The sequence below is a fragment of the Paraburkholderia sp. HD33-4 genome, assembly GCF_021390635.1.
Classification (GTDB): Bacteria; Pseudomonadota; Gammaproteobacteria; order Burkholderiales; family Burkholderiaceae; genus Paraburkholderia.
Genome location: NZ_JAJEJS010000002.1, coordinates 1,025,276 through 1,049,348, shown reverse-complemented (window position 1 = coordinate 1,049,348; position 24,073 = coordinate 1,025,276). Strand labels below are relative to the sequence as shown.

Here is a 24,073-nt window from a genome sequence, read left to right as displayed (position 1 = left end):
ATCAGCAGCACTGGCCCATCGATTCATCGGTTTCTTGATCGCGCATTCGTCAGCCGGCCATTCACCATCCACGCATGTGGAATGCTCGCCCCACGGGCCGCTGCTGGCGATCGTATGAAAATACCCAAACGGCTCGCACCGCTTCTGGAAGAAGGCCTCATCGACGAAGTCATTGGGCAGTTGATGAGCGGCAAGGAGGCAGCAGTCTACGTCGTGCGTAGCGGCGAATCGACACGTTGCGCAAAGGTCTACAAGGACGCGAAGCAGCGCAGCTTTCGGCAAGCCGCGTCATACCGGGACGGTCGCAAGGTCAAAAACAGCCGGCAGGCGCGAGCAATGGAAAAAGGTACGCGCTACGGCCGTCAGATGCAGGAGGCGTCATGGCAGAACGCTGAAGTCGACGCGCTATTCCGGCTCGCCAACGCAGGTGTGCGCGTACCGCAACCCTATATCTGCACCGACGGTGTGTTGCTGATGGAGTTGGTGATCGACGAAGCGGGTGACGTTGCGCCGCGGCTCAACGACGTCGATCTGAGCGAGGCCCGCGCCCTCGAACTGCACGCGCTGCTGCTCAACCAGGTTGTCCGCATGCTCTGCGCAGGCGTGATTCACGGCGACCTGTCGGAATACAACATCCTGCTGGCAGCGGATGGACCGGTGATCATTGATCTGCCGCAGGCCGTCGACGCAGCCGGCAACAATGAAGCGGCCTCGATGCTCAAGCGTGACGTCGACAACCTGGCCGCGTACTTCGGGCGATTTGCCCCGCAAATACTCACCGCAAATTATGGCACCGAGATCTGGACGCTCTTCGAAGCAGGCCGGCTGCATGTCGATGCCGAACTGACCGGCCGCATCGAGGTCGATACGCGACCTGTGGACCTCGATAGCGTGCTGCAGGAACTCGAAGATACACGTGTTGAGGAGGACGCGCGAGTGCGGCGACAGCAGGAACTGAGCGCGGGCCGGTAACCGCGCTGAATGTCCCCCGAAGATCGTCCGAAAGTGAAGGTCTTCGAGGATGTCGCCGCTCGGGCCACCTCCGGCCGCTCGACGCAGCCGCATACATCGTTCAATCGGTGCCGCACAGCCGTTCCTGGCCCTCTGCCACCTCGTCCCGGTGAAGAGGCGAACGGCAGCGCGGGTTTAATGCTTTTCAACCGAACATCTCAATACTCGATCTGTCCTTCGTATCTGACCATAAACGCTGGCGGCATCAACATTTGATGCACGCCGGCACAGCTGGTCGTTCGAGTTCGAACGGGTGTTTTTCGAGCGGAGATGAACGGCATCATCGAATCCAGCCGTGACGTGCAAACCTAACTCGCTGTAACCGCCACATCGGCCCGCGCTTTATGCAGTTTGTTGTAACTGTCGATCAGGCGATGGTGCCTGTCGAGACCCTCCAGTTTCATACTTGTTGGCGTCAATCCATAGAAGCGCACGCTGCCGTCCACTGACCCCATTACCGCATCCATCCGGGCGTCGCCAAACATGCGACGGAAGTTGACCGCGTAATCGTCCAGTTCCAGGTCCTCATCGAGCAGTACCTCCAGCACCACATTCAAGGCCTGGTAAAATAATCCTCGCTCGACCGTGTTGTCGTTGTATTGCAGGAAGGCCCCAACCAGCTCTTGCGTCGCCTCAAATTGCTGCAAGGCGAGATGGATCAGCAGCTTCAACTCGAGAACTGTTAGCTGTCCCCAGCCCGTATTCTCGTCAAATTCGATGCCGATCAAAGTGGCAATATCGGAGTGCTCATCGAGTTCATTGTTGTCCAAACGTTCGAGCAATGCTTCCAGCGCGGCATCATCCAGACGGTGCAAGTTCAGAATATCGGCGCGGAACAATAGCGCCTTGTTGGTGTTATCCCAGATCAAATCCTCTATTGGATAGATTTCCGAATAATCTGGCACTAGAATCCGGCAGGCTACGGCGCCCAGTTGGTCAAATACCGCCATGTAGACCTCTTTGCCCATGTCTTCGAGAATTCCGAACAACGTTGCGGCTTCTTCCGCATTGGAGTTTTCACCGTGACCAGAAAAATCCCACTCAACAAACTCGAAATTCGCTTTGGAACTGAAAAAACGCCACGACACGACACCGCTGGAATCAATGAAGTGCTCAACGAAGTTGTTTGGCTCAGTCACGGCGTTACTGACAAAGGTGGGCTGAGGTAAATCGTTCAGGCCTTCAAAACTGCGCCCCTGTAGCAATTCGGTCAGACTGCGTTCCAGCGCCACCTCGAAGCTTGGGTGCGCGCCGAACGAGGCAAAGACACCGCCTGTCCGCGGGTTCATCAATGTGACGCACATCACCGGGTAGGTCCCCCCCAGTGATGCATCCTTTACCAGCACCGGAAAGCCCTGCTCCTCCAACCCCTGAATCCCGGCCAGAATACCGGGGTATTTCGCCAGCACTTCGTGCGGCACATCAGGCAAGGCGATTTCATCTTCCAGAATTTCACGTTTTACTGCTCGTTCGAAAATTTCGGACAGACACTGCACCTGCGCTTCAGCCAGCGTATTACCGGCACTCATGCCATTGCTGACGAATAGGTTTTCGATCAGGTTTGACGGGAAATACACCACTTCGCCATCCGACTGCCGCACATACGGCAGCGAACAGATACCGCGCTGCACATTGCCGGAGTTGGTATCGTAAAGATGCGATCCACGCAGCTCGCCATCGGCATCATAAATTTGTAAGCAATACTCATCCAGAATTTCAGCCGGCAGCCCATCATTAGGGCCCGGCTTGAACCAGCGCTCGTTCGGGTAATGTACAAATTCCGCATTGGCGACATTTTCGCCCCAAAACGCACCGCCATAGAAATGGTTGCAATTCAGGCGCTCGATAAACTCTCCCAATGCCGACGCCAACGCGCTTTCTTTGGTCGCTCCCTTGCCATTGGTAAAACACATCGGCGAGTGCGCATCGCGGATATGCAGCGACCATACATTTGGAACGATATTGCGCCATGAAGCGATTTCAATCTTCATGCCCAAGCCCGCCAGAATGCCCGACATATTGGCGATGGTTTGCTCCAACGGCAGATCCTTACCTGCAATATAAGTGTTGGCGTCAGAAGCCGGTTTCAACGTGAGCAACGACTGAGCATCGGCATCGAGGTTTTCTACCTCTTCAATGACAAACTCGGGTCCGGTTTGCACCACCTTCTTTACCGTGCAACGGTCAATAAAGCGCAAAATGCCACGACGGTCTGCTTCCGAGATATCCGGTGGCAACTCAACCTGAATCTTGAAAATCTGTTGGTACCGGTTTTCCGGGTCAACAATATTATTCTGCGAAAGACGGATATTTTCCGTGGAAATATTGCGATTTACACAGTACAACTTCACAAAGTAAGCCGCACATAAAGCCGATGAGGCCAGAAAATAATCAAATGGACCAGGCGCCGAGCCATCGCCCTTATAACGGATAGGTTGGTCGGCCACCACCGTGAAGTCATCGAACTTGGCTTCAAGGCGTAGTTTGTCGAGAAAGTTGACTTTAATTTCCATGGCGAATCCTGAAAATGATGCGCAAAAATGACATGACCGCTATTATGCGTCGCCAAGTGCTGTCGCGGTTGCTGATCGCTCAGGACCGATCCAGATCCCTGGTCCGGTTCGAAAGGCCGTTGTGGAGAAGTTCGGTCGACTGCTGAGGGTCGACCTGAGCCAATCGCATCAGGCAAAGGTCGGCCAGGAGCCGTCACTCACCGTCTGTTCTCCGAGCCCGCAGCCGGAACGCCCGGTGCGCCAGCGCCCGCCTCGCTATGTGGCCGGTGGGCGCCGCAAAACGCAGGCGGCTCTTCACTCGTGCGGCCAGAAAGAGACACCCCCGTACGTCCGGTCGGCTATCATGCCTATCCTCTCCGAAGTAGCATCTTATGATTTCCGTCCGTAATCTCACGCTGCGCCGCGGCGTGAACGTTGTACTCGACCGCGCGTCCGTCACCTTCACGCCCGGCGAAAAGATTGGTCTTGTCGGCCGCAATGGCGCCGGCAAGTCGTCCTTCTTCGGCCTTCTCAACGGCACGCTGCACGAAGATAGCGGCGAGTTCTCGATTCCCGCTGCATGGAAGATGGGCCAGGTCGCGCAGGAGATGCCAGAGACCGAGCAGAGCGCGACCGACTTCGTTGTGGAGGGTGACACCGTGTTGCTGGCCGCGCAGGCCGAAGTAGCCGCCGCTGAGGCCAGTGACGATGGCATGCGCATGGCGCACGCCTACATGGACCTGCACGACGCCGGTGCACACGATGCCCCCGCACGTGCCCAAGCGCTGATCCTGGGCCTTGGCTTCAGTGATGCGCAGCTTAGCCAGCCGGTCAACAGTTTCTCCGGCGGCTGGCGCATGCGACTGCAGCTGGCGCGCGCGCTCATGTGCCCGTCCGACCTGCTGCTGCTCGACGAGCCGACCAATCACCTCGACCTTGACGCGCTGGTCTGGCTGGAAGCGTGGCTCAAGCGCTATCAGGGAACCCTGGTAGTGATCAGCCACGATCGCGAATTCCTCGACGCGGTGACGGAGGTGACGGTGCACGTCGACAACGCCAAGCTCGTGCGCTATGGCGGCAACTACAGCAAGTTCGAAGACATGCGCGCCGAACAGCTCCTGTTGCAGCAGGCCGCGGTTGCGAGGCAAGCGGACAAGATCGCTCACCTGCAGAAATTCATCGACCGATTCAAGGCCAAGGCCTCGAAGGCGAAGCAGGCACAGAGCCGGGTCAAGGCGCTCGAACGCATGGAGAAGATCGCACCGGTGCTGGCCGAGGCGGAGTTCAACTTCGAGTTCAAGGAACCCCTCAACATCCCGAACCCGCTGCTGTCGATGCTGGACGCGAGCTTCGGCTACCCGGCGCCGGCCGACGCGCTGCCGGGCACGCCGCCCACGGTCATCGTGCGGGGCATCAACCGTTCGGTCCTGGCCGGGCAGCGGATTGGCATTCTAGGTGCCAACGGCCAGGGCAAGTCCACGCTGGTGAAGACGGTGGCGCACGCGCTGGCGCCGATTACCGGCGAAATCAGTGAAGGCAAAGGCCTGAACATCGGCTACTTCGCACAGCAGGAGCTCGACGTGCTGCGTCCGCTCGACACGCCGATGGAACACATGATCCGCCTCGCCAAGGACACGCCGGCTCACATGCGCGCCCCCGGCCAGAGTGGCACCGAACAATCGCTTCGCACCTTCCTCGGCAGCTTCAACTTCAGTGGCGACATGGTCCATCAGGCGGTCGGCACGATGAGCGGCGGCGAAAAGGCGCGGCTCGTGTTGTGCATGATCGTGTGGCAGCGCCCCAACCTGCTGCTGCTCGACGAGCCTACCAACCACCTGGACCTCGCCACACGGGAAGCGCTAGGCATGGCACTCAACGAATTCGAAGGCACTGTGATGCTGGTCAGTCACGACCGGTCCCTGCTGCGCGCTGTATGTGACGAGTTCTGGCTCGTCACCAAGGGTGGCGTCGAGCCCTTCGACGGCGATCTGGACGATTACCAGCAGTTCCTTCGCGACGAAGCCCGTCGCATGCGCGAGCAGGCTTCCGGAGAGCAGAAGGTCATCGCCTGAGTTAACCCGTGGCAGTTCCAGTTTGGAAGCTGCCACAGCGCTCGCATCGTGGCGAAGGGCAGCTATATAGGGTCGCCTGCTGCCGATCGCTGCGCTCCGAGGTTGGGGGCTTGTACGCTCATTGCGTGAGACAGTGGCCGGCCAACTATGGACGTTCGCTTTAGCTTACGTTGAGTCGTTCAAAAGGCTTTTCCGCTTTGCGGATTCAACCGGACGACGCACTGCCGGGGAGGTCACGCGCGACGGGACGTCGTGCCACAACGTTCCCTCATCCGTTTGCTAGTTGCGTTCGCAGAAAAAAACCCCCAGTGTCCAAGGACAGCTGGAGGCATCGTCTCACTGCAATTCTGAATGTGGCTGCTTAGACCGCGAGGGCTCCGCAACTGCCCAGGTCTCGTACCGGTCGTTATGCTTTTCAGATAGCGATTAACCGCGCGAGTAGGCTGCCTTCGCTTTCCTGCGATTTTCGTTTAAAGACTGGATCGCCTGATCGATGCCCAGGCGCTCAATCGCGCCGTTGATCGCTTGATTCACCAAATTGTTCGCGGTATCCATACTGGGTTCTGGATTCGCTACCGTATTGCTTCCCGCGAATTCGTCCGTGAACACTGACGTATTCCTGTCTTTTAAGCTAACAGAAGCCCATGCGATTGACTTTCCGTGCAGAACAGTTGCTTGGCCCGTAATTTCCAGCGCAGCGTTAGCTCGATTCAACTTCTCACAGACGACATCATAGTTAGCGAAGTCGAAGCCATTCGTCGACAGCGCGTTACTGATGACATTGCTCGATGTGCTGTAAGAGACATTGCACGCGTGCGCCTGGAAAGACGCAAAGATTGCAGAGCAAATAACTAGTTTTTTTAACACGACTAACCCCCGATTTTTGACAATGAGCCCCACAGGCGTTTGCTTCTTCGAACATGACGCCGGGTTTGTGGAAACATTTTTAGAAGGCCGGCCATCGCTGATGAAGTGAAGTTTCGTCTCCCCGGTCAGCAGGCCGCCCACCTGGTAAACGACCGAACGATCATAAACTTTAGTAGGCGCTTACCGCATATCTGGGCGAGTTGACCCATATCGAATCGAACTGCATGAGCGCGCACTGCTGCACGCGCTGCTCGATGGTCACGGTGCGCAGCACGGTCTCAGGCAGATGGAGGCGTCATCGTGTACGAGCGCGTAGCGTCGAGTCTTTCTGAAATTCGTATCGCCATTGAACGCCTCAAGCGCCCATGGAACAATGGACAGAGATCACCTGTAGCAGGACATAACGTGCATCATGGCCTCTGACCAACCGCGCCGCCGCGCCGTGCAGCATTTCGCGCTCTATGGCGCGGAGGCCGACCAATCCTGGGTCGACATGGTGCATTACGAACGCATTCCCCTGCGCGCCGGCCGTTTCGACTTCGACATCAAGCCGCACGTCCACGATGCGCTGATCCAGGTGCTCTACGTCACCGCCGGGGGTGGCGAGACCTTCATCGACGGCAAGACCTGGGCCGTCGAACCACCATGCCTGATCGTCGTGCCGGCGCGCTCGGTCCACGGCTTTCACTTCCGCAGCGACATCGACGGTCACGTCATTACTGCCGCGCAGTCCGCGCTCGAATCGCTGGCGATGACGGCCGCGCCCGAACTGCTGGAATTCATCCGCACGCCCACGGTGCTATCGGTCGATCCCGACGTCGAGCGCGGCACGCCGCTGGCCACGCTGTTTCAGTCGATCGGGCACGAGGCGGAGAGCCACGAGCGCTGGCAGTTCACCGCGGGCGCAGCACTCACGATCACCCTGTTCGTCAAGATCGGACGCCTCAGCGAAAGCGCCCGGCTTTCAGCCAGTTCCGAGCATCGGACGATGGCCGCGCGGATCGAGCGGTTCCGCGCGCTGCTCGACCGCCATTGCCGTGAGCGGCGGCCGGTCGCCCGCTACGCCGATGAGATGGGCGTGAGCACCGGCCAGCTCTCCCGCATCTGCCGCGCCACCTTCGGAGTCTCGGCAATCGAGGCGATCGACGCACGCTCGATCCATGAAGCCAAGCGTCTGCTCGGCTATTCGACGTACAGCGTGAAGCAGATCGCCAGCGAACTGGGCTTTCAGGACGAAGCGTATTTCGGCCGTTTCTTCCGCAAGCAGACGGGACTCCGGCCAACCGAATACCGCTTGGCGGCCCACGATCGATCGTTGCCGCCTGAAAAGGCGAGCGCGGGCTGATCCGAGCCCGCCCCCTGATCCGGTCTAGGCCGATAACCCACCCAGCTTCACGAACAGGTGCTCCGGCCCGGAGTTGGTCAGGTTGTTGCCCCGCACGTACTGGATCGGCCTTGCCTGATCGAGCGCAATATCGCCAATCTTGCGGGCCAGAGCCTTCGTCGCGATCAGCGTCTCCAGCTTGGCGAGCGGCGCGCCAAGGCATTTGTGCATGCCGTTGCCGAAACCCAGATGGCCGCTGGAATCGCGGTCGATGTCGAACGTCTCGCCGTCGGCAAACTTGCGGCTGTCGCGGTTCGCAGCCGACAGCAGCAATCGCACCACCGCACCCTTGGGCAGATCGACGCCCGCGACGGTGGTCGCCTCGGTCGTGATGCGGCTCACGCGCTGAACGGTGCCACGATAGCGCGCCACCTCCTCGACGAAACGCTCGGCGTCCGCGGGGTTCGTGCGGATACGTCCGAGCAGGTCCGACTGTTCGGCGAACATGCGAAAAGCGTTGGCGACGAGGATAGTCGTCGTGTCGTGCCCGGCAATGAAAACGAACGCGCACAGCTCCTTCGCTTCCTTTTCCGAAAGCAGTCCGTCCTTCCACATGCGCGCGATATGTCCGCCGATCGACTGGCTGTCGGTGACGGCGAGCCGCTCCATGGCTTCCTTCAGGTACGCGAAGAAAGCCTGCGCGCTCTGCTCGTCGGTGCCGGTCCCCGGCGCATTGCGGGCGAGGCGCCCGAAGTAGCTAAAGGTCTCGTCCGACCAGAACTTCATCTTTTCCTCATCCTCGTTCGGCACGTCGATCATCGTGGAGATGGTCGAGATGCTGAGCGGAATGGCGAAATCGTTGACGACGTCACCGCCGCCTTTGGCAATCATCGCGTCGAGCAGGTCCTCCGCCCTTCGCTCGATCTGCCCGATGAAGGGATCGAGCGCCAGCGGCAGGAAGGACGGCTGGACGACCTTGCGCAACCGCGAATGGTCGGGCGCATCGAACAGCGTCAGGAACGTGAGCGGTGGCGGGCTGACGACCTCGGAAGAAAACAGCTTCGGGTTGCGGATCGCCTGGTAGACATCGTCGTAGCGCGACAGGAACCACACGTCCGAAGTCGCCGACTGGCAACGCAGCACCGGCGCGTGCTCGCGCATCCAGCGGTAGTGCTCGTAGGGGTCGCCTTGCGAGCCGTTATCGACCACCTTGAACGGCTCCAGCCCCTCGGGCCAGTCCAGTTCGTGTGAATAGGACGGAAGGGTTTTGGCCGTGAATGGGCAGATCTGCGGCGCGTTGTGCGGCACAGCCGACGGGACAAACGGGACAGACGGGGCCGCCGCGGCGACGGGTGCCGCCTTGCCCGACGCCATACGTTCCAGCGCCCGGCTCATGGTGGCCTTGGAATGCAGCGCATGCAGCGCGATCACGTCCCGCGCCGCGTTCAGGTCGCCCAATTCGAAGGCGGCGACGATGTCCCGGTGCTGCTGGACGATATCGCCGACGATCTCGATCTGGTCGGTCAGCGCGCGAGCGATATAGTCCTGCACCGCGAGTTGCCGGTAGAGCGCGATCAGCTGCGCGTTCCCCGAAGCTTCGATCGTGAACAGGTGAAAGGCGTGGTTTGCCTCGATGTAGCGTGGAACGTCGGTAAAGCGGCGCCCGGACACGAACGGCGCCGTCGCCTCGGCAAGCTGGCGAAAGCTGATCAATTGCTCGCTGGATAGCCGGCCCATGGTCAGTTGAGCCGCCCCTAGTTCGAGAGCCATGCGCAGGTCGAAGGCTTCATCGACATCGACAGGAGCGATGCGCTCCTCGCCGGTCTGCACCACCAGGCCGGTGCCGGCGAACTTCTCGTAATAGAAATTGCGCGGCGTCAGCCCTTCGGACGACAGGAAATCGCGCACCGCATCGACCATCGGTGGCGGCCCGCACAGGTAGACATCCGCATCGCCACCGTTGAGCTGGGCGGCGCTAATGTGGTGGGTCACATAGCCCTTGTTGGGATGGGCGCTGTCGGGGCTGGAGACGGTGCAGGCATAGGTGAAGTTCGGCAGGCGCTGCGCATAGGTTTCGAGCCTGTCGATGCCAACCAGATCCTCATCGCTGTTCACACCCAGGATCAGGTGGATTGGATACGGGCTGCCGCCGTCCTCGACGATCTTGTCCAGCATCGAGAGGAACGGCGCGAGGCCGGTGCCACCCGCCAGAAACAGCACCGGCCGCTCGATCGGGCGCAGGTAGAAGCTTCCGATCGGGCCGCGAAACTCGATCAGGTCCCCTACTTTGGCGGTTTCACAGAGCCAGCTCGACATCACGCCTTGACGCACATTGCGCACGAGGAAAGACACGTGCGGCTCGGAAGGCCCCGAGCTGAAGGAGTACGAGCGTGTCTGATCGGTGCCGGGCACCCGGATGTTGACGTACTGCCCGGGAAGGAAGCCGAGATCTGCGCGGTTCTCGAGCTCGACCGAAAAGACGATCGTGCTGTCCGACGCCCGTTGGCACGCGAGGAGCCGTCCCCTGTGGGAGGTCGGGCCGGTACCCGAGACATCGGAGTTCGTGGCGACCTGGATCACGCAGTCGGAACGTGGGCTCATCTGGCAGGTTAGAACCTTGCGGGCGCTCGCCTCCTCCGGGCTGAGCGCATCCTCCACGCAGTCGCCCAGAACGTATTCGCCGGACTCGCAGAACGCCTTGCAGGTGCCACACACACCATCACGGCAATCGAGTGGAATATTGAGCCTGGCGCGAATGGCGGCATCGGTGATGCGCTCGCCCTCCGCGCACTCGATGAAGCGGGTCACTCCGTCCTCGAAACGGAGGGTTATCTGATGCGCCATGGCGGTGTCTCCTCTAGAGCCGCCCGAATAACGCGCCGTTGACGGTGCGCTCGGGCGGGGTCGCGTGCGAGGTCATGCTGTTTCTCGCAAGCGCCCGGTGGGTTTGGTGACACCAATTTAGAGCCTGGGCCGCATCCCCCTCAATGGACAGAGACGACGTTCACCCGGACAAAACGTGCATTGCGATGGATGCTGGATAACCGTGGCAATCTGGATGTCAACTCTCGACCTTGAACACCGCCACCAACCGGTCCAGTTCCGCCGCCTGCTGCTTCAGGCTCGCCGCCGCCGCGGCGCTCTCTTCGACCAGCGCCGCGTTCTGCTGCGTCACCTGGTCGAGTTGCTGCACGGCGTCGCCGATCTGGCCAATGCCGGCGCTTTGCTCGATGCTGGCCGAGGTAATCTCGCTCATCATCGTGCTGACGCTTTGAACCTGCGACACGACGTCGTCCATGACCTTGCCGGCGTCCACGACGAGGCGCGACCCGACGTTCACCGTGCCAGCGCTATCCTCGATCAGCGCCTTGATCTCTCTCGCGGCCTGGGCGCTGCGCTGAGCGAGGTTGCGAACCTCCGAGGCCACCACCGCGAACCCCCGGCCCTGCTCGCCGGCGCGCGCTGCTTCGACCGCCGCATTGAGGGCGAGGATGTTCGTCTGGAAGGCGATGCTGTCGATGACTACGATGATTTCGGAAATTTTTCGCGACGCGGCGCTGATCCGTTCCATCGTGCTGACCACCTCCCCGACCACCTGGCCGCCTTGCGCGGCGGCCTTCGATGCACTGCTCGCCATCCCGGCCGCGGTGCGGGCGGTGTCAGTGTTGTTCTTCACGGCCGCGGTGATCTCCTCCATCGACGCCGCGGTCCGCTCCAGGTTGGAGGCCTGCTCCTCGGTGCGCTGACTGAGGTCCGCGTTGCCCATCGCAATCTGCGTCGATCCTGTCGCGATCGAACTGGAGGCGGCCCGCACCTGAAGTACCAGGGTGGCCATCGACGCCACGAAACGGTTGAACGCGTCGGCCAGTTGACCGACCTCGTCCTGGCTCTCGAGCGTCATGCGGCGGGTCAGGTCGCCCTGTCCGCTGGCGATCTCAGACAACAGAGTGGCCGCGCGCCGCACCGGCGCCGCGATGGCGCGACCGACGAGCAGAATCACCACCAGCGCCGCGCTCAGGCCCACCGCGGCCGCGATCAGGGCGGCGATCCGGACTGCGCTCTGCACCGGGCCAAGCAGTTCCGCCTGCGGCACTTCGACGACGACGTAGGCATTCAACTCCGGGATGAACGAGGTGGCGATGAAGCGCCTTCCGTCCGGCGCCGCGTAACTCAGGTAGGCGTAGGGCTTGCCGGCCAGCAAGGTGGCCATGGCGTCGCCCGGCAGACCGGGCATGTCTTTCATGAAGTGCTTGCCGTCGACCAGCGAAGAGTCGCGATGCATCATGATCGCGCCGTCGGGGTGCACGAGGTAGGCGAATCCTGTCTCGCCGATCCTGTAGCCCGCGATTCCTCTCGCCAGTGCGTCCACGGACAGCGCCATGCCCGCGATGCCCGTCGGGCCGCTTCCACCCTCCACGCGGGCGTTGATGAACATCCTGTAGCCACCGAGGCTGACATCGTGATCCATGTTGACTTCGTACGGTTTGCCGGAGGCCAGAAAGGTCTGCAGCCACCCATCCTTGTCGGTAATCTTCCGTTGCAGGCCCGCCTCGGTGAAGTAGTTTCCGGTAACCGTGGACACCCATTGCACGCCCGCGGCTTTTTGCTCCGCCTTCAGGTTGGCTGCCAGCCGCTTCCAGATGCCGGTGCCGGCCTCGGGCTCTCCATCGGCCTCCCATTGTTGAAGAAAAGCATTGACCGCCATGGATCGCGACGCCGTAATCGGCCCGGCAAGCTGACGCTGCACGTCGGCGCGGATGCCGTTCAAGGCCGTGGGCAGTTCGTCCTGCACGACACGTTCGCGCACCGCGTTCCCGATCAGCCAGATGCTTAACCCGCCAGATATTGCGACAAAGAGGAGCAAGCAGCTCGTCATGCTCAGAATCAGCTTGTGCTGAATTGAAAGCTTCCGCCAGATGTTCACGAAGGTTTCCCGAAAAGTGCCACTAGTAGTGCGCTATCGGAAACTTCTTCGAAGACCTTGAGAAGCGATTAGGAATGCCTGACATAACCAATCACGTATTGTGGGGAGTGCACGCATCTGGCGGTGCTGGTCGGCTCGCGGGTCTGGCATATCGACAAGCTCGACTCGACCTTGCCGTGCACGAAGCAAAGCGCGCCGAGCCCCGGTAATGACCCGAGCGACACGAAGAAACTCTCCGCGGTTGGCTGTGGCCGAATCGTGCTGCGCGACCCTTTGCTCTTTTCCAATCCTCTGGTACGATCTCGCGCCTACGTAGGGGAGTCGCCAAGTTGGCCTAAGGCACCGGATTTTGATTCCGGCATTCGAAGGTTCGAATCCTTCTTCCCCTGCCATCACTCTCCCCAGGCCTTGAATCAATCCAGGCGCCAGTCTTTCCAGCTGAGATCGTTCGTCAGGGCGCTCGTCGCATGGATAGACCCCGCTAAGGCTTGACGAATCTCAGCGTCATACGATCCGACTCGCCGATCGCGGCATAGCGCGACCGGTCGACGTCACCGCCCTTGTAGCCTGGCGGCAGCGACCATACGCCGTGCGGATAATCTTTCGTATCGCGGGGGTTCGCGTTGATCTCGCTGCGTTCCGCGAGCACGAAGCCGGCCGCCTGCGCCCGGTCGATCACGAAAGCTTCGGTCACGTATCCGGTATCGATCATCTGTTGCAAGGTCGTTCCGGGCCGCGCCCGATGCTCTTCGACGCCTAGTTCGCCCCCGGGCTTCAGCGCGTCATGGAACGCACGCAGATTGGCATCGAGCTGCCCATCCTTGATCCAGTTGTGGATGTTGCGAAAAGTGAGCACGCGATCGAAGCGCTCGTGCGCATCGAAGCCGAAAAACTTGCCCGCGTGCAAGGTGCCGACCACGACGTTCCCATAGATCGCGGGGGCGCCCGCGAGCTTACGCAAATACGCTGCATCCATTGACCGGTTTTCCGAGGCCAGGTCCGCGGACGTGCTCACATATTGCGCTTCGTAGAGGTGACCAGCGTCGTGAAGATAAGGCGCCAGAATGTCCGTGTACCACCCGCCGCCCGGTGCGATCTCCAGTACGGTTTGTGTCGGACTCAGCTCGAAGAAACTCAACGTCTGCGCCGGATGACGATAGACGTCGCGCGCCCGCGCCGCCTGACTGCGCTGTGGGTTGGCGACCGCCACGTCGAGCGACTTCGCATCGGCAGCCTGGGAAGACGTGTCATGACCGGAAACCCGCGAGGAGGAAGCGCATCCGGCCATGATCGTCGTCATCACCGTGATGGCGAAACAGACAGCGCCCCGCTTCGAATATTCCAGCAGGGTCGAGCGGACAAGGATCGGCTTCATAGGCACCACGCGGAGTTGACATGGCACACACGATACCCGCTCCCGCGAAGTTCGTGTTTGCCTCACTGCGGGCCGGTGCATCGATGCGTGTGTGTGCCGTCGCGCCAGGGGATCGCGGCCCTCCGCTCGTATTTCTCGTCTTGCGCCAGATATCGCTGGATCGCCGCATGGAAGCGGATGTCGATCGAACTCATTCTGCCGCTCGCGATGACTCAGGCCGGATAGCCCACCGGGATCAGATACAGGACGGTCTGGCCGTGAGGCAGGCCGAGCTTGCGCGCCGCCGGGGCCCCGTCGACGGCACCCACGGTCACGGCGACGAGCCCCAGCGTGACGACCTGCAGCAGCATGTTCTCGGTCGCATGACCGACCTCGAGATCGGCATACAGATTGGCTCTGCCGCCATACCTCGCGGTAAGCCGGCTGGGATCGGTGGCCACCACGAGCAGGGCCGGGGCCGCCTCGACAGACGCCTGGTTGACCGCCAGTGCCCTCAGTTCGGGGCGCAGGTCGTGGCTGGCCCGCGTCTCGGCACGGTGGCCATCCGGCAGATAGTGCATCACCTCCGTGGCAGTCACGACGTAAAGTTCGAGCGCATACAAAGCGCCGGCCGCCGGCGCCGCGCGCTTGCCGTCCGAACTGGTGATGCCCTGCCCGGCCCACAGCAGTTGGCCGATGGCGTCGACCGGCAGCGGCTTTGGCGCGAATCTGCGCACGGATCTGCGCTTCGCGATGGCTTCCTCGAGCGACATCGTGCCTGTGACGTTGGGCTTGGGCAGCTCGATCTGATCGGTGAATTTCGCCTGGCTTGCCTGCGCGCGACCGGTCGCACCCTCGGCAAGCGCGCCTGCGGCCAGCGCAACCAACAGTTCACGTCGTTTCATCGGGCACCTCCATCAGCGAAACAGCAGGCCGGCAGGCGGTGCCCGCAGCCTGCGCGAATCTCTGTGCTGCAGGTTGGCGGCCTTGTCTTGCGCGCGGCGGTCCGGCCGGATTGCGACTGCGCAGTCAACAACTTGCGCGAAGCAAACCCGGACATGGTTAAGCAACGGAACCCACGACCGGTGTACGTCGCACTTCCGACAGGTAGATCAGGATCAGCGATACCCATACGATCCCGTACAGGAACATGAAGCAGGTGGAACGCACCCTGAAAAAATCCAGCAGGATGCCGAAGATGATCGGCAGCAGGAAACCGCCAAGCCCCCCTGCAAGCCCGACGATTCCGGTGACGACGCCCATGTTCTCCGGAAAATCGTCGGCCACGTACTTGAAGGTCGAGGCCATGCCAAACGCGAAAACCGCGCCGAGCACGAACGCCAGCGCGACGAACGCATAGACGGTCACCCGCAGGTGAATGCTCGCGGTACCGTCGATCGTGTGGATCACGAAATCAGTCGGCGGATAGGACAGCAGAAACAGGCAGATCCACGCGACCCATAGCCCCCACCACGTCACGCTGTGCGCGCCGAGCCGATCCGCCAGCGCGCCGCCTACGGCCCGCAGCACCGACCCCGGCAACGAGAATCCCGCGGCGAACATCGACGCCATCACCAGCGACATCCCGTACTCGGCCTTCAGGTATTGCGGGATCCACAGCGACAGCGCGGTAAAGCCGCCAAACGTGATCGAGTAGTACTGGCACAGCCGCCACACGTGTGGATTGCGCAGCACCTTGAACCCATCGAGCCACGATCCCTTCGCTTGCCCCGCACCGGGATCGGGCGCGGACGCGAACCAGAAGATCACGGCCGTCACTAGCAGCGCGATGGCATAGACTCGCGGCACGAAACGCCAGCCAAAGGCCGCCTGCAACGACGGCGTGACGAACAGGTTGACCGCGGCGCCCGCGGTGCCCGCACCGAAGAAGCCCATCGCGAAGCCGCGGCGCGCAGGCGGAAAAAACCGCGCGACATACGGCGTCCCCACGGCGAACGACGCGCCGACGCAGCCGAGAAAGAGTCCGATCAGCAGAAACTGCCACAGCGCGGTCGCGTAGCTGACGATGTAGACCGGCACCGCGCAAACCACCAGCAGCACCGTCATCACGATACGGCCGCCGAAACGGTCGGTCCACGTGCCGAGGGGCAGACGCATCAACGCGCCTGTCAACACCGGCGTCGAGGTCAGCAGGCCGAACTGGGTGCTGTTCAGTTTCAGCTCCTCGCGCAACGGCACGCCGAGCACGCCGAACATCATCCAGACGACGAAGCAGACGAGAAAGGCAAACGTACTCGCGAACAGGACCGACCATGCCTTTGCCGATACGACCGGCTCCGCTGCTGGTTGGCCGGTACCACTATGTGCACTCATGCCAGCTCCGTCGTCTATTGGACCAGCGGTCCGTTGGCCTCACCCAGTTCAACCCCTTCGATCCGGGCGCGCGACGCGAGGATCGATACGTACTGCTGCATCGCCTTGTGCCGCACGCGCTCATCGAGAAAGCCGGCAATCTGCGTCTCGACGTCCTCGAATGCCATCAGCGTGCCGGGTACGCGACGCTCGATCCGCACGATATGAAAACCGAACCGCGTATTGACGAGGCGCGGCAGCATGCCGGTCTCCTGCGTGTCGAACACCGCGCGCTCGAACTCCGGCACGCTGTCGCCACGCAGTAGTTGGCCGAGGCTGCCGCCCACCGCGCCGGATGGACAGTTCGACACGTCGCGGGCCACCGCTTCGAAGGTATCCGGCGCGGCGAGCACCGCGCCCAGCGTCGCTTCGGCCTTGCCGCGGATCAGCGCGAGCGGCGTGTGCCCGGTCACCGCGAACAGGATGTGGCTCGCGTAGACGATTTCATTGCGGCGAAAGCGCGATTCATGGCTCGCGTAGTAGCGCTCGCAGTCCGCGCGGGTCGCCGCCGGCACCGACAGCTCGCGTTGCAGCAGCCGATCGAGCGCGGCGTCGTCGAGCGCAATGGCGTCCTCGATCAGTTCGAGCGCGCAGGCGCGCTGCCTCAACAGCTCGCGGATCGCGAGCGCGCGCCGGCTCGCTGCGAGGGCATCGGCGGCGTCGGCGTGATGGCCTGCTTCTTCGGCGATCGCCGCGGCATCGATCTCGACGCCATTGACGCTCAGCGTGGGAGCCGCAAGTCCGGAGGTCGGCATGGTGCTCATCTCCGCCGCCTCAACGCTTGCGTACCAGCTGGTACGGACGGATCAGATACGCGAGCGACGCGATCCCGCTCCAGATGTGGACCATCCGCGTGAACGGCGAGACCAGGAAGATCGTGAAGCCCAGCGCGATATGCACCTGATAGGTCAGCGGCACACCGACCAGCAGGCCTGCCACGCCTGGCCGGAACGTGACGATCCCTTTCACGTAGTCGGTCAGTTGCTCGAACAACACGCCGTCCATATGGCGCATCGACAGCGCGACGGTGCCGAGACCCAGCGCGAGCTGCACCCACAGCATCAGCACGATGACGATGTCCCATGTGCGGCTGTTGCGGCGGATGCGCGCGTCGGTCAATCGTCGATGAATCAGGATGGTCAGGCCGATGATCGCCACGAACCCCGACACGCCGCCGGCCACCATCGCCACCAGTTGGTGACCCGTGGCGCTCAGGAACGGCGCCACCATCCAGTGCGGCGCGAGGAAGCCGACGAAATGGCCCATCACCACCACGAGCACGCCCCAATGAAACAGGTTGCTGCCGAGGCGCAGCTGACCGTGTCTCAACAGTTGCGACGTATCGCTCTTCCACGTGTACTGCTCGCGGTCGAAGCGGATCAGACTGCCGAGCAGCAGAACCGCGAGGCAGATGTACGGATAGATTCCGAACAGGAACTGATGGAAGTAGTCATCCATGCCGGTTCTCCTGAGAGCGATTGCGTGACGGTGTCGAGTGGGCGCCATCGCCTGGACGCCGATCGTAAAACTGGATGGGCTCCTGCGCCGGCGCGGGAGCGCCGCCGAAGCGCACCGGCTCGTCGACCCAGGCGGCGTCGAGCGCGTGATAGTCAGCCGGACCTGGCGGCGACTGCGCGTCGTCCTCGCTGATTTCGTGCGGCGTGTCGACCCCACGGATGCCCGCGAGTGCCGCCAGCGCGCCGACCACGAGGCCGTAGGCACTGCCCTTCTTCGTCAGTTGAGCCGCGATCGACTGCAGGATCTCCGCCGTTTCCGCGAGCAATGCGCGCGCTTCGTCGCCCGGCAGACGCGACAGATATTCGAGGAACACGGGCAGATAGTCGGGCAGTTCGCCAGAAGCGAGAAAGAGTCCGTGCCGCTCGTACATCTGCAGCAGGTCGACCATCGCCTGCCCCCGGTCGCGCGATTCGCCGTGCACATGCTCGAACAGATAGAGCGACGTGTTGCGGCCGCGGTCGAACTGCGCGACGTAGTTCTCCTGCAGCGTCATCAGATCGCGGGCTTCGCAGTAGTCGAGGAACCGTTCGAGTCCAGCCTTCGATTCGCGCGTCAACGCGCGTTCGCCGTTGAGCAGTAGACGGGCCTCGGGCAGCGCGGCGAGCAACTGCGCGTCGGGATAGTCGAGCAGTGCGCCCAACACCGAGTAGACGAGCGCAGGCTGCGTGACGGCGGTCGATTTCATGTCAAGGCTCCTGCCGGATGGGGATCGTGCGGCGGCCTTTCTTCGTGCTGAACAGGCTCAGTTCCGACTTGCCGTCCGAACAGCCGTTGCCGAACGAGAAGCCGCACGATGAACGCAGGTCGAACGCATCTTCCGCATACTCCCGATGCGTGGTCGGAATCACGAAGCGGTCTTCGTAGTTGGCGATCGCCAGATAGCGGTACATGTCCTCCACCTGGGGGACCGTCAAGCCGGCCTGGGTCAGCACACCGGGAACCTCGATCTGATCGACGTGGCGCGAGCGCATGAAGGCGCGCATGGCCAGCAGCCGTTCGAGCGCCAGCTTGACGGGCTCTTCCTTGCCGGCGGTCAGCAGGTTGGCGAGATAACGCAGCGGAATGCGCAGCGCATCGACATCGGGCAGATAGCCGTTCATGCCGAGCTCGCCGCTATTGGCCGCCGCGTTGATCGGCGACAGCGGCGGCACGTACCACACCATCGGCAGCGTGCGGAATTCCGGATGCAATGGGAAGGCGATTTTCCAGTCGATCGCCATCTTGTAGATCGGCGAGCGCTGCGCGCCTTCGATCCACGCGGCCGGCACGCCATCGCGCTCGGCCTGGGCGATGACCCGCGGATCGTGCGGATCGAGAAACACCGACAGTTGCGCTTCATACAGATCGCGTTCTTCTTCGACGCTGGCGGCCTCGCTGATGCGATCCGCGTCGTAAAGCAGCACGCCCAGATAGCGGATGCGGCCCACACAGGTTTCCGAGCAGACCGTGGGCTGCCCGACTTCGATGCGCGGATAGCAGAAAATGCACTTCTCCGCCTTGCCGGTCTGCCAGTTGAAGTAGATCTTCTTGTAGGGGCAGCCCGACACGCACATACGCCAGCCGCGGCACTTGTCCTGATCGATCAGCACGATGCCGTCCTCTTCGCGCTTGTAGATCGAGCCGGAGGGGCACGACGCGACACAGCTCGGATTCAGGCAGTGCTCGCACAGCCGCGGCAGGTACATCATGAAGGTGTTTTCGAATTGCCCGTAGATGTCCTTCTGCACGTTCTCGAAGTTGTAGTCTTTCGAGCGCTTCTCGAACTCGCCGCCGAGGATCTCTTCCCAGTTCGGCCCCCATTCGATCTTCTCGAGCCGCTCGCCGCTGATCAGCGAGCGCGGCCGCGCCACCGGCATCGCTTTCGTATCGCCCGAGTCCTGCAGGTTCGCGTAGTCGAAGGTGAAGGGCTCGTAGTAGTCGTCGATCTCCGGCAAATGCGGATTGGCGAAAATCTTGGCCAGCAGCCGCCACTTGTTGCCCTGACGCGGCTCGATCTTGCCGTCGCTGCGGCGCGTCCAGCCGCCGCGCCAGCGCTCCTGGTTCTCCCAGTCCTTCGGGTAGCCGATGCCTGGTTTGGTCTCCACGTTGTTGAACCACGCGTATTCCATGCCCTCGCGGCTCGTCCAGACGTTCTTGCAGGTCACCGAGCACGTATGGCAGCCGATGCACTTGTCGAGGTTCAGCACCATCGCGATCTGCGCGCGCACTTTCATGAGGCTTCTCCTTGCCGCACTGGCTGGACAGGCGGGCTCATCGTGAGCGGCGCCGTGTCGTCGAGCCAGTCGATGCGCTTCATCTTGCGCACGATCAGGAACTCGTCGCGGTTGGAGCCCACAGTGCCGTAGTAGTTGAAGCCATACGCGAGCTGCGCATAGCCGCCGATCATATGAGTCGGTTTCAGCGCCACGCGGGTGACCGAGTTGTGAATGCCGCCGCGCGTGCCGGTAATCTCCGAGCCGGGCGTGTTCACGATCTTTTCCTGCGCGTGATACATCAACACCATGCCGCGCGGCACGCGCTGGCTGACCACGGCGCGCGCGCACAGCGCGCCGTTCGAGTTGTAGCACTCGATCCAGTCGTTATCGACCACGCCGATCGCCTTCGCGTCCGCCTCCGACAGCCACACGATCGGGCCGCCGCGCGACAGCGTCAGCATCAGCAGGTTGTCGGTGTAGGTGCTGTGGATGCCCCACTTCTGGTGCGGCGTAATGAAGTTCAGCACGATCTCCGGGTTGCCGTTCGAGCGCGCCCCCGCCATGTGCTCGTAGCTGCCGGTTTCGATCGGCGGCTTGTAGACACACAGCGACTCGCCGAACGCGCGCATCCACAGATGATCCTGATAGAGCTGCTGGCGGCCGCTCAACGTGCGCCACGGAATCAGCTCGTGCACGTTGGTGTAGCCCGCGTTGTACGACACGTGTTCCGATTCGATCCCGCTCCAGGTCGGCGACGAGATGATCTTGCGCGGCTGCGCCTGGATGTCGCGAAAGCGGATCTTTTCGTCGGCGCGCGCATCGGCGAGGTGCTCGTGTTCGATCCCGGTCATCGCGGAGAGCGCCTCCCAGGCCTTGACGGCCACCGCGCCGTTGGTCTCCGGCGCGAGCGACAGGATCACCTCGGCGGCGTCGAGCGCCGTGTCGATGCGCGGCCGGCCATTCGCGCAGCCCGTTTCGGCGACCCGGTAGTTGAGCTCGCCGAGCATCGCGACCTCGTCCTTCGTGTCCCAGCTGACGCCCTTGCCGCCGTTGCCGAGCTTGTCCATCAACGGCCCGAGCGAGGTGAACTTCGCGTACGTGCCGGGGTAGTCGCGCTCGACCACCAGCACCGAAGGCATGGTCTTGCCGGGCACCGGTTCGCATTCGCCGCGTTTCCAGTCCTGCACGTCGAACGGCTGCGCGAGTTCGGCCGGACTGTCATGCGCGATCGGCGCGAGCACGATGTCGCGCTCGACACCGAGCTGGCCCTCGCTCAACTCTGAGAACCGCTTTGCGATGCCCTTGAAGATCTCCCAGTCGCTTTTCGACTGCCAGGCCGGATCGACGGCGGCCGACAGCGGGTGAATGAACGGGTGCATGTCGGACGTGTTCATGTCGTCCTTTTCGTACCACGTCGCGGTAGGCAGCACCACGTCGGAATACATGCAGGTGGTCGACATGCGGAAATCGAGCGTGACCAGCAGGTCCAGCTTGCCGCGCGGCGCCTCGTCGTGCCACGCGATCTCCTCGGGACGCGGGTGCCCGGACTTGAAGACCTCCTCGCCCTGTACGCCGTTGGTCGTGCCGAGCAGATGCTTCAGAAAATACTCGTGCCCCTTGCCCGACGAGCCCAGCAGGTTAGAGCGCCAGACGAACAGGTTGCGCGGGAAATTGACCGGATGGTCCGGGTCCTCGCAGGACATGCGCAGGCTGCCCGATCTCAGATCGCGCACGACCGTGGTCGCCGCCTGCGCCGGGTCGTTCAGCGCCCGCCCGTAATCGAGCGGGTTGACCGCCAGTTGCGGCGCGGACGGCAGCCACCCCATGCGCTCGGCGCGCACGTTGTAGTCGATTGGCGCGCCATGAAAGCGGCTCGGGTCCGCCAGCGGCGACAGCAGCGCCGTGGGGTTCATCGGGTCGTAGCGCCACTGGTCGGTATGCGCATAGAAGAACGAAGTCGCGTTCATATGACGCGGCGGACGGTGCCAGTCCAGCGCGAAGGCGAGCGCGGTCCAACCCGTTTGCGGGCGCAGTTTTTCCTGCCCGACGTAGTGTGACCAGCCGCCGCCCGATTTGCCGATGCAGCCGCACATGATCAGCATGTTCATGATCGCGCGATACGACATGTCCATGTGGAACCAGTGATTGATCCCGGCTCCGATGATCACCATCGACTTGCCCTGGGTCTTGTGCGCGTTCTCCGCGAACTGGCGCGCCACCGAGATCACATCCGCGCGCTTGACGCCCGTGATCGCCTCCTGCCATGCCGGTGTGTAGGGCACATCGTCGTCGTAGCCCGTTGCGATATCCTCGCCGCCGAGCCCCTGGTCGAGCCCATAGTTGGCAACGAAGAGATCGTGGACCGTGGCGACGAGCATCTCGCCGTTGCGCGTGGCGATCCTGCGCACGCCGATCCGGCGCGACAGTTGCGACGCATGGGTGGTGTGGTGGAAATGCGGGTGCTCGATATTGCCGAAGTATGGGAACAGCACGTTGACCACGTCATCGTGCGCATCGGCGAGCGAAAGCCTTGGCGTGACTGACTCACCCGTAGCCGCTTCGGACTTCAGGTTCCATTTGCCCTGGTCCTCGCCTTCCTTTTGTCCCCAGCGAAAACCCACCGAGCCGACCGGCACGACGAACTCATTGCTCGCCGTGTCGATCGTCACGGTCTTCCACTCGGGATTGTTGGCCTGACCGAGTCCGTCGTCGAAGTCCGACGCGCGTGCGAGCCGTTCGGGCACATAGGCGTCGCCGTGCGGCACGAGGCGCACCAGACACGGCATGTCGGTGAAACGCCGGCAGTAGTCGACGAAGTAGTCGCTTTTCCCGGCCAGGTGGAATTCCTTCAGGATCACGTGGCCCATCGCGAGCGCGAGCGCCGCGTCGGTGCCTTGCTTCGGGTGCAGCCAGATGTCGCCGAACTTGGCGCCTTCCGCATAGTCGGGAAAGATGGAGACGATCTTGGCGCCCTTGTAGCGCACCTCGGTCATAAAATGCGCGTCCGGCGTGCGGGTCTGCGGGACGTTCGACCCCCACATCATGATGAACGTGGAGTTGTACCAGTCCGCCGATTCCGGCACGTCGGTCTGCTCGCCCCAGGTCTGCGGCGAGGCGGGCGGCAGGTCGCAATACCAGTCGTAGAAACTCAGGCAAACGCCGCCGATCAGCGATAGATAACGCGAGCCCGCCGCGTACGAGACCATCGACATCGCCGGAATCGGCGAGAAGCCGATCACCCGATCGGGTCCGTGATGCTTGACCGTATAAACGTTGGCGGCCGCGACGATTTCGTTGACTTCGTCCCATGTGGAGCGAATGAAGCCGCCAAGGCCCCGGCGGCTCTGATAGCCGCGCCGCGCCGCCTCGTCCTCGACGATCGACTGCCAGGCTTGCACGGGATCCAGCGAAGCGCGGCGCTCGCGCCACAGCTTGACGAGCGCGCTGCGCACCAGCGGGTATTTCAGGCGGTTCGCGCTGTATAGGTACCACGAATAGGATGCGCCTCGCGAGCATCCACGCGGCTCGTGATTGGGCATGTCGGGCCGGGTGCGCGGATAGTCCGTCTGCTGCGTTTCCCACGTGACGATGCCGCCCTTGACATAGATCTTCCACGAGCAGGAGCCCGTGCAATTCACTCCATGAGTGGAGCGAACTATCTTGTCGTGCTGCCAGCGCTTGCGGTAAGCATCCTCCCATTGCCGGTCTTCATCTGTGACAGCTCCGTGACCGTCCGAAAACTGCGGACGAGGGGCCGTAAAGTAACGTAACCTGTCCAGGAAGTGGCTCATGTGCGTCCTGCCTCCATCAGATTGGGTCGGCGCAAGGTCGCGAAGGGATTTGAAACGGACCAACTACGGCTGACGTCCGCTTCGTGCCTGGAAGGCTGCCTTGATGCCCGGCACGAACGCAACTTAGCACGCAACTTCTTCGCCAATGGTGA

Annotated in this window: 16 protein-coding genes and 1 tRNA gene; 4 read left to right on the top strand and 13 right to left on the bottom strand. The window is 62.2% G+C overall.

Going from position 1 to position 24,073, the window contains the following annotated elements; translation table 11 throughout:
• The first annotated feature begins 114 nt into the window (after window positions 1-114).
• Window positions 115-972 (top strand): PA4780 family RIO1-like protein kinase, encoded by an 858-nt coding sequence (locus L0U84_RS24555; RefSeq protein ID WP_233853516.1) that lies wholly within the window; start codon window positions 115-117, stop codon window positions 970-972.
• A 347-nt stretch (window positions 973-1,319) separates the two neighbouring features.
• On the opposite strand, the gene L0U84_RS24550 is transcribed toward L0U84_RS24555, so the two are convergent.
• Window positions 1,320-3,524, bottom strand: a complete 2,205-nt coding sequence (locus L0U84_RS24550) for an OsmC domain/YcaO domain-containing protein (RefSeq protein WP_233853515.1) — start codon at window positions 3,522-3,524, stop codon at window positions 1,320-1,322.
• Between the two features lie 371 nt (window positions 3,525-3,895).
• On the opposite strand from L0U84_RS24550, the gene L0U84_RS24545 reads away from it, so the two are divergent.
• Window positions 3,896-5,575 carry an ABC-F family ATP-binding cassette domain-containing protein gene (locus tag L0U84_RS24545; protein ID WP_233853513.1) on the top strand — a complete coding sequence of 560 codons (1,680 nt, stop codon included), beginning with the start codon at window positions 3,896-3,898 and terminating at the stop codon, window positions 5,573-5,575.
• Window positions 5,576-6,001: 426 nt separating this feature from the next.
• Here the strand turns inward: L0U84_RS24545 and L0U84_RS24540 are convergent, their stop codons facing one another.
• The gene (locus tag L0U84_RS24540) at window positions 6,002-6,583 is read right to left on the bottom strand and encodes a hypothetical protein (protein ID WP_233853509.1); all 582 of its coding nucleotides are present in this window, start codon (window positions 6,581-6,583) and stop codon (window positions 6,002-6,004) included.
• A gap of 271 nt (window positions 6,584-6,854) precedes the next feature.
• On the opposite strand from L0U84_RS24540, the gene L0U84_RS24535 reads away from it, so the two are divergent.
• The gene (locus L0U84_RS24535) at window positions 6,855-7,787 is read left to right on the top strand and encodes a helix-turn-helix domain-containing protein (RefSeq protein ID WP_233853508.1); all 933 of its coding nucleotides are present in this window, start codon (window positions 6,855-6,857) and stop codon (window positions 7,785-7,787) included.
• A gap of 24 nt (window positions 7,788-7,811) precedes the next feature.
• On the opposite strand, the gene benC is transcribed toward L0U84_RS24535, so the two are convergent.
• Both benC and L0U84_RS24525 read right to left on the bottom strand, forming a co-directional pair.
• Complete coding sequence (gene benC / locus L0U84_RS24530; protein ID WP_233853506.1) at window positions 7,812-10,610, bottom strand: benzoate 1,2-dioxygenase electron transfer component BenC; 2,799 nt, start codon at window positions 10,608-10,610, stop codon at window positions 7,812-7,814.
• 217 nt (window positions 10,611-10,827) lie between these two features.
• On the bottom strand, window positions 10,828-12,690 hold the full coding sequence (locus L0U84_RS24525; RefSeq protein WP_233853496.1) for a methyl-accepting chemotaxis protein: 1,863 nt from the start codon (window positions 12,688-12,690) through the stop codon (window positions 10,828-10,830).
• 314 nt (window positions 12,691-13,004) lie between these two features.
• Between L0U84_RS24525 and L0U84_RS24520 the strand changes: the two genes are divergently transcribed.
• Window positions 13,005-13,082 (top strand) — tRNA-Gln (locus L0U84_RS24520).
• 89 nt (window positions 13,083-13,171) lie between these two features.
• Here the strand turns inward: L0U84_RS24520 and L0U84_RS24515 are convergent.
• The 9 genes from L0U84_RS24515 to L0U84_RS24480 form a co-directional block, all read right to left on the bottom strand.
• Entirely contained in the window at window positions 13,172-13,990 is an 819-nt protein-coding gene (locus L0U84_RS24515; protein WP_233856766.1) for a class I SAM-dependent methyltransferase, read from the bottom strand.
• Between the two features lie 137 nt (window positions 13,991-14,127).
• Window positions 14,128-14,259 (bottom strand): hypothetical protein, encoded by a 132-nt coding sequence (locus L0U84_RS43835; protein WP_267939955.1) that lies wholly within the window; start codon window positions 14,257-14,259, stop codon window positions 14,128-14,130.
• An 18-nt stretch (window positions 14,260-14,277) separates the two neighbouring features.
• On the bottom strand, window positions 14,278-14,949 hold the full coding sequence (locus L0U84_RS24510; protein WP_233853490.1) for a nitroreductase family protein: 672 nt from the start codon (window positions 14,947-14,949) through the stop codon (window positions 14,278-14,280).
• Window positions 14,950-15,106: 157 nt separating this feature from the next.
• Window positions 15,107-16,378 carry an MFS transporter gene (locus L0U84_RS24505; RefSeq protein WP_233853489.1) on the bottom strand — a complete coding sequence of 424 codons (1,272 nt, stop codon included), beginning with the start codon at window positions 16,376-16,378 and terminating at the stop codon, window positions 15,107-15,109.
• Window positions 16,379-16,392: 14 nt separating this feature from the next.
• Window positions 16,393-17,181 carry a peptidylprolyl isomerase gene (locus L0U84_RS24500; protein ID WP_233853488.1) on the bottom strand — a complete coding sequence of 263 codons (789 nt, stop codon included), beginning with the start codon at window positions 17,179-17,181 and terminating at the stop codon, window positions 16,393-16,395.
• A gap of 10 nt (window positions 17,182-17,191) precedes the next feature.
• Complete coding sequence (gene narI / locus L0U84_RS24495) at window positions 17,192-17,875, bottom strand: respiratory nitrate reductase subunit gamma (protein ID WP_129959274.1); 684 nt, start codon at window positions 17,873-17,875, stop codon at window positions 17,192-17,194.
• Window positions 17,868-18,620, bottom strand: coding sequence for a nitrate reductase molybdenum cofactor assembly chaperone (narJ, locus tag L0U84_RS24490; RefSeq protein ID WP_233853485.1), 753 nt, complete (start codon window positions 18,618-18,620; stop codon window positions 17,868-17,870). Before narJ ends, narI begins: the two co-directional genes overlap by 8 nt.
• Before the next feature lies 1 nt (window position 18,621).
• The gene (narH, locus tag L0U84_RS24485) at window positions 18,622-20,148 is read right to left on the bottom strand and encodes a nitrate reductase subunit beta (RefSeq protein ID WP_233853484.1); all 1,527 of its coding nucleotides are present in this window, start codon (window positions 20,146-20,148) and stop codon (window positions 18,622-18,624) included.
• Window positions 20,145-23,921, bottom strand: a complete 3,777-nt coding sequence (locus L0U84_RS24480) for a nitrate reductase subunit alpha (RefSeq protein WP_233853482.1) — start codon at window positions 23,919-23,921, stop codon at window positions 20,145-20,147. Before L0U84_RS24480 ends, narH begins: the two co-directional genes overlap by 4 nt.
• Between the last annotated feature and the right edge of the window lie 152 nt (window positions 23,922-24,073).

Bases quoted from the DNA above. Each gene is read 5' to 3' on its own strand.
- narI (WP_129959274.1), bottom strand. From the start codon at position 17,875: ATGGATGACTACTTCCATCAGTTCCTGTTCGGAATCTATCCGTACATC.
- L0U84_RS24500 (WP_233853488.1), bottom strand. From the start codon at position 17,181: ATGAGCACCATGCCGACCTCCGGACTTGCGGCTCCCACGCTGAGCGTC.
- L0U84_RS24550 (WP_233853515.1), bottom strand. From the start codon at position 3,524: ATGGAAATTAAAGTCAACTTTCTCGACAAACTACGCCTTGAAGCCAAG.
- narJ (WP_233853485.1), bottom strand. From the start codon at position 18,620: ATGAAATCGACCGCCGTCACGCAGCCTGCGCTCGTCTACTCGGTGTTG.
- L0U84_RS24555 (WP_233853516.1), top strand. From the start codon at position 115: ATGAAAATACCCAAACGGCTCGCACCGCTTCTGGAAGAAGGCCTCATC.
- L0U84_RS24515 (WP_233856766.1), bottom strand. From the start codon at position 13,990: ATGACGACGATCATGGCCGGATGCGCTTCCTCCTCGCGGGTTTCCGGT.
- L0U84_RS24545 (WP_233853513.1), top strand. From the start codon at position 3,896: ATGATTTCCGTCCGTAATCTCACGCTGCGCCGCGGCGTGAACGTTGTA.
- narH (WP_233853484.1), bottom strand. From the start codon at position 20,148: ATGAAAGTGCGCGCGCAGATCGCGATGGTGCTGAACCTCGACAAGTGC.
- L0U84_RS24505 (WP_233853489.1), bottom strand. From the start codon at position 16,378: ATGAGTGCACATAGTGGTACCGGCCAACCAGCAGCGGAGCCGGTCGTA.
- benC (WP_233853506.1), bottom strand. From the start codon at position 10,610: ATGGCGCATCAGATAACCCTCCGTTTCGAGGACGGAGTGACCCGCTTC.
- L0U84_RS24480 (WP_233853482.1), bottom strand. From the start codon at position 23,921: ATGAGCCACTTCCTGGACAGGTTACGTTACTTTACGGCCCCTCGTCCG.
- L0U84_RS24535 (WP_233853508.1), top strand. From the start codon at position 6,855: ATGGCCTCTGACCAACCGCGCCGCCGCGCCGTGCAGCATTTCGCGCTC.
- L0U84_RS24510 (WP_233853490.1), bottom strand. From the start codon at position 14,949: ATGAAACGACGTGAACTGTTGGTTGCGCTGGCCGCAGGCGCGCTTGCC.
- L0U84_RS43835 (WP_267939955.1), bottom strand. From the start codon at position 14,259: ATGAGTTCGATCGACATCCGCTTCCATGCGGCGATCCAGCGATATCTG.